Raw genomic sequence first — 12,933 nt, 5'->3', positions numbered from 1 at the left:
GCCTAGGCGACGGAGCGGAGCGCCTCGGCCGGACGCAGCCGTGAGGCGCGCCACCCGCCGATGGCACCCGCGAGCAGCCCGCCGATGACGGCGATCCCGACGGCGATGACGATGATCCACGCGGTCACGGGAGCCTGGAGGACGATGTCGGTGGTGGTCGCGGCCGCAGCGCCCGGGGCGCCACCGAACCCACCGGCCGTTCCCGCCACCGCGTCCGCCGGCACGCCCGCGGCGCCGCCGGGTCCGCCGAGTCCGCCACCGGCCGAGGTCGTCGCCGCCGCGCTGAGCGTCGGGGCGACGAGGTTCACGACGAGGATGCCGAGGAGGCCGACCGCGACACCGACGGCGCCGCCGATGAGTGACTGCACGACGGACTCACCCGCGACCTGGCCGACGATGCGCCGGTCGCTCCAGCCGATCGCCTTGAGCGTGCCGAACTCGCGCGTGCGGCGCGTGACGCCGGAGATCGTGAACAGGATAGCTATGAGGAACGCGGCGGCGAGCACGATGAGCGACAGCCAGGTGCCGAGGTTGGACACGAGCGTCGACGCCGAGGCGAGCGAGCCGGACACGGTGGACGCGAGGTCCTCCTGGGTGCTCACGGTCGCGTCGGGCAGTGCCGTCTCGATGTCCGTCTGCACCTGCGTGATGTCGGTCGACGAGGCGGCCTGCACGTACACGTCGCTGACCTGGTCGTCGAGTCCGGCGAGCGTCTGCGCGACGTCGAGGGGGATGTAGACGTTCGAAGCGGTCGTGGCGTCGGCTCCGGAGGCGGTCACCGTGCCGACCACGCTGAACGTGGTGCCCGCGATGTCGATCGTGTCGCCGGTGGCGATCCCCGCCTCGGTCGCGTAGGAGGCGTCGAGGACGGCGACGTCCGTGCCCGCGTCGTCGACTGCGAGCGAGCGTCCGTCGCTGAGGGTGACGGCCGAGAGCGGACCGACGGCGTCGCCCGAGGGGTCGAGACCGAGGACCGTGAAGGAGTCGACGCCGAAGGAACTCCCGCCTGCGCCGTCAGGACCGCCCTGCGGCGGGGTCGCGCCGGTCGCGTCATCGCCGGGCGCGCCTGCCGTCCCGTCGGATCCCTGCGCCTGCGAGAAGTCGGGCAGCTCGCCCGTGAAGGTCGTGTTCGTGAGCGACAGGGTGGCTGCGGCGGCCTCGACGTTGGCGACGTCGGTGATCGTGCCGAGCGCCGTCGCGTCGAAGGTCGACGTGCCGCGCGCCGCCTCCAACCGCGACTGGTTGACGGTCGTCGTGCCGTCGCTCGTCGACCCGTCGCCCGAGCCGAAGTCGAAGTTCTGGCCGGGGCCGCCGCCCTCCGTCGGCGCTTCGGCGGCTTGACTCACCGTGATGTCCGTTCCGACCCCGTAGACGGATTCCAGCACCGACGCCTGCGCCGTCTTCACACCGGCTGCGACCGAGTTGACGATGATCACGAGGGCGATGGCGAGCGCCATCCCGATGGCGATGATGATCGTCTGTTTCCGACGACCGACGAGTTCCCGCCGGAGATACGTTCCGAACATGTCTGTGTTTCCTTCTACTCTGGTGCACGTGCCGGCGTCCCCGTTGCGCGACGCCGACGATCCGCACGTCGCGGATGACTTGGACCGGACGCTACGGAGGCCCGCTTGGCCTGCGCCTCGGCGACGCTATGAATCGGCCCAGGTCGATGTGGGCGCCTCGCTGGCTCGGGGAGGGCACAGCATCCGTCTGGTCGGTTCATAGACAGCTCATAGGGCGGAGGCGAATACTGAACGCGTGAACATCCCGACCCAGGCGCCCGGTGCCGCGCGAAGCGCACTCAAACGGGCCGACGGCACCGCCGTCCGTGTGCTCGTCGTCGACGACGAGGCGACGCTCACGGACCTCCTGCAGATGGCCCTGCGCTACGAAGGCTGGGAGATCCGGACCGCCGCCGACGGCCGCGAGGCCCTCACGATCGCCCGCGACTTCCGCCCGGACGCCATCGTGCTCGACATCATGCTGCCGGACCTGGACGGCTTGCAGGTGCTGAACCGCCTGCGGACCTCGGGGAGCGACGTCCCCGTCCTGTTCCTCACCGCCAAGGACTCGCTCGACGACCGCATCGCGGGCCTCACCGCCGGCGGCGACGACTACGTGACCAAGCCCTTCAGCCTCGAGGAGGTCGTCGCCCGGCTGCGCGGGCTCATCCGCCGCTCGACCCTGCTGGCCGCCGACGAGTCCGGCCCGGACATCGTGGTCGGCGACCTCGTGCTGAACGAGGACAGCCACGAGGTGACGCGCGACGGCGAGCCCATCGAACTCACCGCGACCGAGTTCGAGTTGCTGCGGTTCCTCATGCGGAACCCGCGCCGGGTGCTGAGCAAGGCCCAGATCCTCGACCGGGTGTGGAGCTACGACTTCGGCGGTCGTGCGAGCGTCGTCGAGATCTACATCTCCTACCTGCGGAAGAAGATCGACGCCGGGCGCGAGCCCATGATCCACACCGTGCGCGGCGCCGGCTACATGTTGAAGATCCCGACGGTCGGTTCGTGACCACGAGCGCCCCCGTCACCGACCCGGCAGCGACGACCACCGAATCCACCCACCCCAAGCGTGCTCCGTGGACGCTCCGTCGACGCCTCATGGTCGTCGTCGTCGGGCTCCTCGCCCTCGGCAGCGCCGTCGTCGGAGTCGCGAGCGCGGTGGCGGTGAGCGGCCTCCTCACCGAGGGCGTCGACACCCAGCTCACGAAGGCCGCCGAGCGGATCGTCGACTACGGCCGCAACGGTCAACTCCCCACGCCGGAGTCCATCCCCGACGCCGCGATCCCGGACGGCTACGGCGGTGGCTCGGGCACGCGCGAGCCGCCCGCCTTCATCGGCGCTCCGGGCCTCGGCCCCGGCGCACTCGGGGCGATCGTCGTCGACGGCACCATCGTCAGCGCCGGATACCTCAACGCCGACGGCAGCACGGTCCCGTGCACCGAGAGTCAGGACGCCATGATCCTCACGGTGTCGGCCGGTGACCGACCGTCGACCATCAACCTCGGGGAGCACCTCGGCGACTACCGCGTCGTCGCCGTCACCGACGCGAGCGGCGCGACGAGGATCATCGGGCTGCCGCTCGCCGAGGTCGCGTCGACGGTCATGCAGCTCGTCACCCTCATCGCGATCATGAGCGTCGTGGTCCTGCTGCTCGCCGGGCTGGCCGCGTTCGCGATCGTGCGGTACTCGCTCCGCCCGCTCGACCGGGTCGTCGCGACGGCCGCGGTCGTCGCCGAACTGCCCCTCGACCGCGGTGAGGTGGCGCTCGCCGTCCGGGTACCGGAGTCGGACACCGACCCGCGCACCGAGGTCGGACGCGTCGGATCGGCGATCAACCGCATGCTCGGGCACGTCTCGTCCGCGCTGAACGCCCGGCAGGCGAGCGAGAACAAGGTGCGCCGGTTCGTCTCGGACGCGAGCCACGAGCTCCGGACCCCGCTGGCGTCCATCGCCGGATACTCGGAACTCGCCGCCCGGAAGTCGGACGCGCTGCCGGAGGACGTCACCCACTCCCTCGGCCGGATCCGCTCCGAGGCCGGTCGCATGACCACGATCGTCGAGGACCTGCTGCTGCTGGCGCGGTTGGACGAGGGACGCGAACTCGCGAAGCGCCCCGTCGACCTCACCGAACTCGTCATCCACACCGTCGGCGACGCCCATGTCGCCGGGCCGGACCACGTGTTCGAACTGGACTTCCCCGAGGAGCCCGTCCTCGTCACGGGTGATGCGTCCCGACTGCAACAGGTGATCGTCAACCTACTCGCCAACGCGCGGACCCACACGCCCGCCGGGACGACCGTGCGGACGGGGCTGGCGGTCGAGAGCGGTCCTGCGGGCGAGATCGCCGTGCTGACCGTTTCGGACGACGGCCCCGGCATCGACCCCGCGCTGCAGCCCAACCTCTTCGAGCGCTTCGTCCGTGGCGACGACTCCCGCTCACGGGCCACCGGGAGCACCGGCCTCGGGCTCGCGATCGTGCACGCCGTCGTGGCCGCGCACCACGGCACGGTCAGGTGCGAGAGCACACCAGGACGGACGGTGTTCCGCGTCGAGCTGCCGGCCGTCGCCACCCCGGACGTCCTCGTCCCGACGGCGGAGTGATCGGTGCGGCCGGGTAGCGTGGTCCCCATGTGGGTCAAGGTGTGCGGTCTGTCCGAGGCGTCCGACGTCGCTGCGGCGGTGGACGCCGGAGTCGACGCGATCGGATTCGTCTTCGCGCCGGGGTCGCCCCGGACCATCGAGCCCGAACGCGTCGCCTCGCTGCTCGCCGACGTCCCCGAGTCGGTGCTGACGGTCGGCGTCTTCCGCCGCCAGTCGGTCGAGGAGGTCTCGCGGATCGCCGGTGCTGCCGGGGTGCAGGCCGTCCAGCTCCACGGTGACGAACCACCCGAGGCGTTCCAGGAGCTGCAGGCGATGGGATGGCGGACGCTCCGGGCGACCTCGGCGGTGCACTACGCCTCCGAGAACGCCGCCGAGCGCGCCGCCTACGCCGAGGAGCTGTTGCTCCTCGATGCACCTGACCCGGGAGCCGGGAAGACCTTCGACACGATCGCCCTGGTGGCGAACCCACCCACCCGCACGTGGATCCTCGCCGGCGGTCTCACGCCGGAGAACGTCCAGGGCCTCATCGCGGAACTCCGGCCCTGGGGGGTCGACGTGTCCAGCGGGGTCGAGTCCTCGCGCGGGGTGAAGTCGCCGGAGCTCATCCGTTCGTTCGTGCAGGCCGCCCGCACCGCCCGGGCCGTCTGAGCGTCTGCGGGACACCCGCTGGTCCGGGGTGTGACCCGCACGCTACATTCGTCGGATGAGGCGGTCGGTCGACCGCGATGACGACAAGGAGCGCCACCACCGTGATCGACACCATCCTGCTCGCCGCGGACGACAACGGTCGTGCCGCCATCGAGTTCATGAACGCACCCGCCAACGTCTTCGGCGGCATCATCGGCTACGCCCTGTTCGTCGCCTCCGTCTGGGGGATGTTCGAGAAGTCGGGCCGCTCCGGCTGGACCGCGATCATCCCGATCTACAACTGGTACGTCGTCGTGAAGCTCGCCGGCTTCACGGGCGCGGCGACCATCCTCTACTTCATCCCGCTCGTGAACATCGTGTTCGGGTGGATCGTCGGATGGCACATCGGCAAGCAGTTCGACAAGAGCACGGTGTTCCGGATCTTCGGACTCGTCCTGTTCCAGCTGATCGGGTTCTTCATCCTCAGCTACGGTTCGGACCGCTACCTGGGCAAGCAGGCCGACCGCGCCTAGCCGGCGGTCACCTGGGCCGGACGCTCACCGGGACGGCCACGCCCACGGCGGCGTCGACAGCAGGCCCTGATCCTCGACGGTCGTCTCGCCGAGTCGCTTCACCAGCCGGTGCTCATGCACCTCGCCGGCCCCGAGCATGGCCTCGATGAGTGGGCGGGCGTGGGAGACGACCACGAGCTGTGTGTCGGCGCTCGCCGCGGTGATGAGCCGAGCGAGCTGGGGGAGGAGGTCGCCGTGCAGGCTCGTCTCGGGCTCGTTCAGCACCATGAGCTCGGGCGGGCGCGGAGTGAGGAGCGCCGCGACGAGCAGCAGGTAGCGGAGCGTGCCGTCGGACAGCTCGCCGGCCGAGAGCGGACGGAGCATCCCGGGCTGTTCGAGCTCCAGTCGGAACACCCCGTCGTCGGCGCGCACGCGCAGCACGCTGCCGGGGAACGCGTCGTCGACGGCGACGTCGAGCCGGTCCCGACCGCCGGACTCGATGATCGTCTGCACCGCGGCGGCGAGGTCCGCGCCGTCGTGGCCGAGGACCGGCGTCCTCGTGCCGACCTGTGGCGCACGTGCGGGGGCGTCGCGGTCGGTCCGGAACTGGTCGTAGAACCGCCAGCCGCGCACCTGGCCGCGCACGCGGAGGACCTCGGGCGTCGCGTCGGCGTCCGAGAACTCGGTGAGGATGCTCTCCGAGGTGCCGAGCGTTCGACCGATCGGACGCCACGACCCGTCGCGGACCCGGACCGCCGGACCGTGCCGGTCGACGAGCAGGCTGCTCGGTTTGGCCAGTGCGCCGGCGAAGATCTGCTCCCGCTTGATCTCGGGGTCGCGGCCGAACAGCGTCGTGGACGGCTGCGGGATCCCGAGGTCGACGAGATACCCCAGCGTGTCCGTCGCGAACCCGAGTCGCAGGCTGATCGGACCCGTGCGGCGCGTGCCCTGGACCGGGACGGAACCGTCGACCATGGCTCGACTCACGTGCTCGGGGCCGGCCCAGAGCGTCGAGGAGAGCCCGCCGTCGCGCGCGAGGGATCCGACGACATCGCCGTCGCCCGCACTCGCGAGGAGTCGGAGTGCCCGGTAGAGGTTGGACTTGCCGGTGCCGTTCGCGCCGGTCACGACGTCGAGGCCGTGCAGCGGCAGCACGGTGTCTCGGATGGAACGGTAGCCGGAGATGGCGAGCGTCTGGATCATGGCTCCATGGTGCCGGTCGCCTCGGACATCCGGACGGGCGGTCGTGAGCGCCCGGTGCACGCCTGTCGGAACGGGGCCGGGGGTGTGTTATGGTTGTCGAAACCAAAGACCGCCGGTCACTGTCGCGTGCAAACGAGACAGTCGAAGGTTCTCATGACGAGACGTCCAGCGCAGGTGTATGAAGATCTGATCGAGGCTCGCCTCTCCCCAGCTCCGTGCGCTTGCGCCGGAGCTTTTTTCATGCCCGAACCCTTCGCCGGCCCGGCGGTTGGTGTGTGCGGCCTCCGCTGCATGCATTCAAGATTCGAAAAGGAGTGGCCATGGCGAACAAGGAAGCCTCGGTTGCCGAACTCACGGAGAAGTTCCAGAGCTCGACTGCCGTTCTGCTGACCGAGTACCGCGGCCTCACTGTTGCTCAGCTCAAGAACCTGCGCAAGAGCATCAGTGCGGACGCAACCTACGCCGTGGTGAAGAACACGCTGACCAAGATCGCGGCGAACAACGCCGGCATCTCGTCGTTCGACGACGAGCTCGCCGGTCCGTCCGCGATCGCATTCGTGCACGGTGACCCGGTCACCGTCGCGAAGGCTCTTCGTGACTTCGCCAAGGCAAACCCTCTCCTCGTGGTCAAGGGCGGTTACTTCGACGGTAACCCGCTGACCGCTGAAGAAGTCGGCAAGCTCGCCGACCTCGAGTCCCGTGAAGTGCTGCTGGCAAAGCTTGCCGGCGCCGTCAAGGCCTCGCTGTTCGGAGCTGCCTACCTCTTCAACGCACCGCTCTCGAAGGCCGTTCGCACGGTCGAGGCGCTGCGCGAGAAGCAGGAGTCCGCGGCCGAGTAATTCGGTTCCGCGAACAATCAACCCCGTACCTGTCCGCCGCGTGATGCGGTTGCAGGGCATGAAACAAGGAGAACAATCATGGCAAAGCTGTCAAACGAAGAACTGATCAACGCGTTCAAGGAGCTCACGCTCATCGAGCTCAGCGAGTTCGTCAAGCTGTTCGAGGAGACCTTCGAGGTCACCGCTGCTGCTCCCGTCGCCGTCGCCGGCCCGGCTGCTGCTGGCGCTGCTGTTGAAGAGGTCGAAGAGAAGACCGACTTCGACGTCATCCTCGAGGCTGCTGGCGACAAGAAGATCCAGGTCATCAAGACGGTCCGCGAGCTCACCTCGCTCGGCCTCGGCGAGGCCAAGGCTCTCGTTGACGGCGCTCCGGCTGCCGTCCTCGAAGGCGCCAACAAGGAAGCCGCTGACAAGGCGAAGGAAGCCCTCGAGGCTGCCGGCGCCACCGTCACGCTCAAGTAGTCGGTCCCCTGCGGGGGACAACCACTGGGCTGGCGACCGACTCCGGTCGGTCGCCGCTGACGATCGCGGATCTTCCTGAGACGAGTGCTGTACGCACTCGGCAGAGACATGCGTGATCGGAGGGCATCGCCCCCGATTCGTTCGGGAGCGGTGCCCTCCGTCAGTTAATCGGAGGGCTTGCGATTCGTCGCGTCACTCCACACGGACGCGGATGCTCTGCACCCGTCGACGACGTTCGTCGACGGTTCGCGCAGGTATCCGCGTCGTCGTCCAGCTCCGTGTGAGCGTGGGCTGTCGGTGCGGTGCCCGAATCGGGAGAACCCACCACCATGAACACCCACGCACGCTGGCGTGCAACCATCACCTGGATCCGAGCCCAGCTCGCATCCGCCTTCACCGAGTCGGAACGGGCGAGCGACGCCCACCCGCCCGATCCACGGGTCAGCCAGTCCTTCACCACCTGGATGCGCTGACCGGTTCACACTTCAGGTCCGCCTGGGCGAGTCCCGCCCTGCGGGAGGCTCCTGGTGCCGACGCGCCGGGAGCCTCCTGAATGGTGATCACCGGACTGCATGTGCGAATGCATAGCCTGGCTATGTATACTGGATGGATCATGACCGAGAACCGTACGCATTCACCCCTGCACACCATCCTCGGCGACCTCATCACGGCATCGCACCGGCTCACCCGCCTTGCCGCCCAGGCCACCGGATCCTCCGAATCGCCCGCCGTCTGGCGCACGCTGTCCGTGCTCACCACGGTCGGCCCCGTCCGGGTCGGCGAACTGGCCCGCCAGAGCCGGGTGTCCCAACCCACGATGACGAAGCTCGTGCAGAGCCTCGACGAGCGCGACTGGATCAAGCGGATCGCCGACGTCGACGACCACCGCGCGTGGCTCATCGCCATCGCCCCGAAGGGGACGGCCGCCCTCCTCGCCTGGCGCGACGAGCTCACCGACGCCCTGGAGCCGGCCTTCACCGACCTCGAGGACGACGACCTCGCTGCGATCGCCAGGACCGTCGAGATCATCCAGGCCCGCGTGGCCGTCGAGGTCGCCTCGGAGCTGACGGCATGAGCGCCGACACCAGCGCACGCACGTCCTCCGTGCCCACGCCCACGGCGTCGAGCCACGGCCACGGCACCGGCCACAGCGCCGGTCTCGGTGGCATCCTGCACCAGCCGAAGGCCGTCTGGGCGGTCGCCTTCGCGAGTGTCATCGCCTTCATGGGCATCGGCCTCGTCGACCCGATCCTCCCCGCGATCGCCGAAGACCTCCAGGCGACGCCGACGCAGGCCGAGATGCTCTTCACGAGCTACCTGCTCGTCACCGGCGTGGCCATGCTCTTCACGAGCTGGCTGTCGAGCCGGATCGGTGCCAAACGCACGCTCCTCATCGGACTCGCACTCGTCGTCCTGTTCGCCCTCCTCGCGGGCCTGTCCGACTCCGTCGGAGCCGTCATCGGCTTCCGGGCTGGCTGGGGCCTCGGCAACGCGCTCTTCATCTCGACGGCACTCGCCACCATCGTCGGTGCTGCAGCGGGCGGCCGCGCCAACGCGATCATCCTGTACGAGGCGGCACTCGGGCTCGGCATCGCGATCGGTCCACTCCTCGGTGGTCTCCTCGGCGGCATCGGCTGGAAGTGGCCGTTCTTCGGCACCGCGACGCTCATGGCCGTCGGGTTCATCGCGATCGTGACCCTGCTGAAGACCGAGGGGCCGAAGCCTGCGCCGCTCAAGCTGTCCGCGCCGTTCAAGGCGCTGGCGATCCCGTCGCTCGGCATCCTCGCGGCAGCCGCCCTGTTCTACAACATCGGCTTCTTCACCCTGCTCGCCTACTCGCCGTTCCCGCTCGGCCTCGATGCGATGGGTCTCGGGTTCACCTTCTTCGGCTGGGGTGTCGCGCTGGCGATCACGAGCGTGTTCGTCGCACCGCTGCTCACGGCTCGGATGCGTCGCATCTCCGTGATCAAGCTGGTCCTGCCGTTGCTGGCGCTGGACCTCGTCGCGGCCGGACTCCTCGTGCAGTCCACCACCGGCCTCATCGTCTGCATCGTCGTCGGCGGACTCCTGCTCGGCGTCATGAACACGGTGCTGACCGAGTCGGTCATGGAGGCGACGGACCTGCCGAGCAACGTCGCATCCTCGGCGTACTCGTCCGTACGGTTCCTCGGTGGGGCCATCGCGCCGCCGGCCGCCGCGGAGATCGCGAAGCTCCTCTCGCCTGCCGCACCGTACTACGTGGCCGCCGGCTCGCTCATCGTCGCGGTCCTCATCGTCGTCCTCGGACGCAAGCACCTCGCCCGCGTCGACGGTCCGGTGGAGAGCGAACTCGACGAGGCCATCGCGATCACCGCAGCCGACGCGAGCTGATCCGACCGGTCACCGCGCCCCACTGACGCGAGCGCTCCCCTCCGGGGGCCCGCGCTCACGTCAGTGGGGCGCGCTCGCGTCCGCGCACCGCGCTGGGGGCGCAGCCGGGTGTCTACTCGGCGGACTCGCGGCGCGTCGTGGTCTGTCGGATCACCAGACGGGTCGGCCAGCGCACCTCGGAGACGGTGCTGCCCGGCTCCCCGGAGTCCGGGGCCTGTGTGCGTTGCTCGTCCTCCAGGTCTTGGAGGAGGATCTCGACGGCATGCCGCCCCTGCGCGCGGGGCTCCTGCTCGAAGGTGGTGAGCGCGAACATCTCCGCGTAGGAGTGCCCGTCGATCCCGATGACCGACAGCTCCGCCGGAACGGTGATCCCGAGGCGTCGTGCGGCGATGATGATGCCGATCGCCACCTCGTCCGTCGAGGCGAACACCGCCGTCGGGCGGATCCTCGCGTCCCGCAGCAACTGCGCCGCGGCCTCGTACCCGCCCGGCAACGAGTGGACCGCGGGCAGGACGTGCACGGCCGAGGTGAGCCCTGCATCCTCCATCGCCGCGAGGTAGCCGGCCAGGCGCCTGCCGTGCACGGTGTCCGTCTGCAGTTCGGCGTCGTGACCGGTGATGTGGGCGATGCGCGTGTGCCCGAGCGTCATGAGGTGCTCCGTCGCCTCGCGGCCGAGCGCCTGGTCGTCGATGTTGATGGAGTGGGCCCCGCGGATGTTGCCGCCGATCGACACGAGTGGACGGGGGTTGGCGAGCAGGCGCGCGATCTCGTCCTGCGAGGCCTCGATCCCGATCGAGATCATGCCGTCGAAGCGCTTGTTCGTGAGGTACGAGTCGAAGATGCGGTCGCGTTCCGGGGAGTCGGGCGGCAGATGGTGGAGCGTCAGGTCGTAGCCCCGCGCACGGAGTGCCCCCTCGGCGCCCTCGAGGACCTCCCCGAAGTACCAGCGGTTGAGGAACGAGGTGAGGACGCCGATGGCCAACGTGCGTCCGGTGGACAGGCTCGCGGCGATGGGCGAGGCGACGTACCCGATCGTGGCCGCGGCCTGTACGACCCGTTCCCGGGTCTCGGCCGACACGTATCCACGCCCGGTGAGCGCTCGCGAGGCCGTCGCTTTCGAGACGCCGGCGAGGGCCGCGACATCGCTGATGGCACCACTCATGCCGACTCCCTCCGTTGGGTAGCACCACCATAGCGAATCTGGAACAGACCTGGAACTGCAGACTGGAACTGATCCATAACATCTGGAACACGAATGGACCGCCCGGCCGCTTGATTTCGGTGGGAGCGCTCTCACTGTCTATTTCGTTATGTTCTCGTGCTTGCATCCTGTCGCCGGGTGAAGTACTTTGACGCATGGAAACGGTTCCGCATCCGGGCCGATTCCGCACCAGTGCATCATCGGAACGGCTCGACCCTGGAGACGTTCGAACCTGCAGCACTCAATGAGGAGGACACAGATGAGTTTCATTCGGACCCGCCGGACGGCCCTGCCGCTGGCCGTCCTGGCCGTCGCGGGCGTCGCGCTCACCGCTTGTTCAGGCGGATCGGGCAGCAGCGGCGGTGGCGACGACGACAAGACCGTCACCATCTACGGGACGATCGCCGACACCGAGGCGAAACTGCTCGAGGAGAGCTGGGCCGACTTCGAGAAGGACAGCGGCATCACGATCAAGTACGAGTCCTCCAAGGAGTTCGAGTCGCAGATCGGTATCCGCGCCCAGGGCGGTAACCCGCCCGACCTCGCGATCTTCCCGCAGCCCGGCCTCCTGGCCGACCTCGCCAAGCGCGACTACCTGAAGCCCGCGCCCGACAGCGTCAAGGCGAACATCGAGAAGTACTGGTCGAAGGACTGGGCCGCCTACGGCACCGTCAACGACACCGTCTACGGCGCGCCGCTCATGGCGAGCGTCAAGGGCCTCGTCTGGTACCAGCCGGCCAAGTTCAAGGAATGGGGCGTCGAGGTCCCGAAGACCTGGGACGAGCTGCTCACGCTGACCAAGACGATCCAGGAGAAGACGGGTTCCGCACCCTGGTGCGCCGGCTTCGGCTCCGGCGACGCCTCGGGCTGGCCCGGCACCGACTGGATCGAAGACCTCGTCCTGCGCCAGCAGGGCCCGGACGTCTACGACGACTGGGTGGCCAACAAGGTCAAGTTCACCGACCCGAAGATCAAGGAAGCGTTCGACTCGGTCGGCGAGATCCTCAAGAACCCGGAGTACGTGAACGCGAGCTTCGGCGACGTGTCGTCGATCAACTCGACCGAGTTCGGTGACGTCGCTCCGGCGCTCGCCTCCGGCGCCTGCGCACTGCACCACCAGGCATCGTTCTTCTCCGGCTTCCTCGAGGACGCCGGCGCGACCGTCGCACCCGACGGTGACGTGTGGGCCTTCGTGACCCCCGGCATCAAGGAGGGCGAGACCGCTGTCACCGGTGGTGGCGAGATCGTCGGCGCGTTCAGCGACGACGAGAGCACCGTCAAGGTCCAGGAGTACCTCTCGAGCCCTGAGTGGGCGAACAAGCGGGTCAAGCTCGGCGGCGTCATCTCGGCCAACAACGGCCTCGACCCGGCGAACGCCTCGACCCCGATCCTCAGCCAGGCGATCGAGATCCTGCAGGACGAGAAGACCACGTTCCGCTTCGACGCCTCCGACCTGATGCCCGGTGCCGTCGGCGCCGGAACCTTCTGGAAGGGCCTCGTGAACTGGATCAACGGCGACGAGACCGACCAGGTCCTCAAGGACATCGAAGCCGGCTGGCCCTCCAGCGAGTAATCGATATCCGGAACTGCTGCTCATGAGCGGAAGC

At 68.9% G+C, this 12,933-nt stretch carries 13 protein-coding genes; 10 read left to right on the top strand and 3 right to left on the bottom strand.

Features of this window, described 5'->3' with window-relative positions; translation table 11 throughout:
- Positions 1–2 precede the first annotated feature (2 nt).
- Positions 3–1,526 carry an ABC transporter permease gene (locus GV015_RS18375; RefSeq protein WP_159879902.1) on the bottom strand — a complete coding sequence of 508 codons (1,524 nt, stop codon included), beginning with the start codon at positions 1,524–1,526 and terminating at the stop codon, positions 3–5.
- 235 nt (positions 1,527–1,761) lie between these two features.
- On the opposite strand from GV015_RS18375, the gene GV015_RS18370 reads away from it, so the two are divergent.
- The 4 genes from GV015_RS18370 to GV015_RS18355 all read left to right on the top strand — a co-directional run bounded on the left by GV015_RS18370 (position 1,762) and on the right by GV015_RS18355 (position 5,272).
- On the top strand, positions 1,762–2,520 hold the full coding sequence (locus tag GV015_RS18370; protein WP_079003251.1) for a response regulator transcription factor: 759 nt from the start codon (positions 1,762–1,764) through the stop codon (positions 2,518–2,520).
- On the top strand, positions 2,517–4,112 hold the full coding sequence (locus GV015_RS18365; protein WP_159879900.1) for a cell wall metabolism sensor histidine kinase WalK: 1,596 nt from the start codon (positions 2,517–2,519) through the stop codon (positions 4,110–4,112). The genes GV015_RS18370 and GV015_RS18365 overlap by 4 nt, the downstream gene beginning before the upstream one ends.
- Before the next feature lie 27 nt (positions 4,113–4,139).
- Positions 4,140–4,760 (top strand): phosphoribosylanthranilate isomerase, encoded by a 621-nt coding sequence (locus GV015_RS18360; protein WP_159879898.1) that lies wholly within the window; start codon positions 4,140–4,142, stop codon positions 4,758–4,760.
- Between the two features lie 101 nt (positions 4,761–4,861).
- Positions 4,862–5,272 (top strand): DUF5684 domain-containing protein, encoded by a 411-nt coding sequence (locus GV015_RS18355; protein ID WP_079706722.1) that lies wholly within the window; start codon positions 4,862–4,864, stop codon positions 5,270–5,272.
- Between the two features lie 24 nt (positions 5,273–5,296).
- On the opposite strand, the gene GV015_RS18350 is transcribed toward GV015_RS18355, so the two are convergent.
- A complete protein-coding gene (locus GV015_RS18350; RefSeq protein WP_159879896.1) occupies positions 5,297–6,454 on the bottom strand; it encodes an AAA family ATPase in 1,158 nt (385 codons plus the stop codon).
- A gap of 320 nt (positions 6,455–6,774) precedes the next feature.
- Between GV015_RS18350 and rplJ the strand changes: the two genes are divergently transcribed.
- The 5 genes from rplJ to GV015_RS18325 all read left to right on the top strand — a co-directional run bounded on the left by rplJ (position 6,775) and on the right by GV015_RS18325 (position 10,125).
- A complete protein-coding gene (gene rplJ, locus GV015_RS18345) occupies positions 6,775–7,293 on the top strand; it encodes a 50S ribosomal protein L10 (RefSeq protein WP_079706724.1) in 519 nt (172 codons plus the stop codon).
- Positions 7,294–7,371: 78 nt separating this feature from the next.
- A complete protein-coding gene (gene rplL, locus GV015_RS18340) occupies positions 7,372–7,755 on the top strand; it encodes a 50S ribosomal protein L7/L12 (RefSeq protein WP_056014124.1) in 384 nt (127 codons plus the stop codon).
- A 329-nt stretch (positions 7,756–8,084) separates the two neighbouring features.
- Complete coding sequence (locus GV015_RS18335; protein ID WP_153303516.1) at positions 8,085–8,228, top strand: hypothetical protein; 144 nt, start codon at positions 8,085–8,087, stop codon at positions 8,226–8,228.
- Between the two features lie 140 nt (positions 8,229–8,368).
- Positions 8,369–8,830: a MarR family winged helix-turn-helix transcriptional regulator gene (locus GV015_RS18330; protein WP_064294532.1), complete on the top strand. Its 462-nt coding sequence runs from the start codon at positions 8,369–8,371 to the stop codon at positions 8,828–8,830.
- Positions 8,827–10,125 carry an MFS transporter gene (locus GV015_RS18325; RefSeq protein ID WP_159879894.1) on the top strand — a complete coding sequence of 433 codons (1,299 nt, stop codon included), beginning with the start codon at positions 8,827–8,829 and terminating at the stop codon, positions 10,123–10,125. Before GV015_RS18330 ends, GV015_RS18325 begins: the two co-directional genes overlap by 4 nt.
- Positions 10,126–10,237: 112 nt before the next feature.
- On the opposite strand, the gene GV015_RS18320 is transcribed toward GV015_RS18325, so the two are convergent.
- Positions 10,238–11,287 carry a LacI family DNA-binding transcriptional regulator gene (locus tag GV015_RS18320; protein ID WP_159879892.1) on the bottom strand — a complete coding sequence of 350 codons (1,050 nt, stop codon included), beginning with the start codon at positions 11,285–11,287 and terminating at the stop codon, positions 10,238–10,240.
- 298 nt (positions 11,288–11,585) lie between these two features.
- Between GV015_RS18320 and GV015_RS18315 the strand changes: the two genes are divergently transcribed.
- On the top strand, positions 11,586–12,899 hold the full coding sequence (locus tag GV015_RS18315) for an ABC transporter substrate-binding protein (protein ID WP_159879891.1): 1,314 nt from the start codon (positions 11,586–11,588) through the stop codon (positions 12,897–12,899).
- Positions 12,900–12,933: the final 34 nt, after the last annotated feature.

It is taken from the genome of Plantibacter sp. T3, from assembly GCF_902506515.1.
GTDB classification, from domain to species: domain Bacteria; phylum Actinomycetota; class Actinomycetes; order Actinomycetales; family Microbacteriaceae; genus Plantibacter; species Plantibacter auratus.
The sequence above is the reverse complement of the archived record's forward strand: the minus strand, read 5'-3'. Positions and strand labels throughout refer to the sequence as shown.

Coding starts and splice junctions, on each gene's coding strand:
- GV015_RS18375 (WP_159879902.1), bottom strand. CDS start 1,526: ATGTTCGGAACGTATCTCCGGCGGGAACTCGTCGGTCGTCGGAAACAG.
- GV015_RS18360 (WP_159879898.1), top strand. CDS start 4,140: ATGTGGGTCAAGGTGTGCGGTCTGTCCGAGGCGTCCGACGTCGCTGCG.
- GV015_RS18350 (WP_159879896.1), bottom strand. CDS start 6,454: ATGATCCAGACGCTCGCCATCTCCGGCTACCGTTCCATCCGAGACACC.
- rplJ (WP_079706724.1), top strand. CDS start 6,775: ATGGCGAACAAGGAAGCCTCGGTTGCCGAACTCACGGAGAAGTTCCAG.
- rplL (WP_056014124.1), top strand. CDS start 7,372: ATGGCAAAGCTGTCAAACGAAGAACTGATCAACGCGTTCAAGGAGCTC.
- GV015_RS18335 (WP_153303516.1), top strand. CDS start 8,085: ATGAACACCCACGCACGCTGGCGTGCAACCATCACCTGGATCCGAGCC.
- GV015_RS18330 (WP_064294532.1), top strand. CDS start 8,369: ATGACCGAGAACCGTACGCATTCACCCCTGCACACCATCCTCGGCGAC.
- GV015_RS18325 (WP_159879894.1), top strand. CDS start 8,827: ATGAGCGCCGACACCAGCGCACGCACGTCCTCCGTGCCCACGCCCACG.
- GV015_RS18320 (WP_159879892.1), bottom strand. CDS start 11,287: ATGAGTGGTGCCATCAGCGATGTCGCGGCCCTCGCCGGCGTCTCGAAA.
- GV015_RS18315 (WP_159879891.1), top strand. CDS start 11,586: ATGAGTTTCATTCGGACCCGCCGGACGGCCCTGCCGCTGGCCGTCCTG.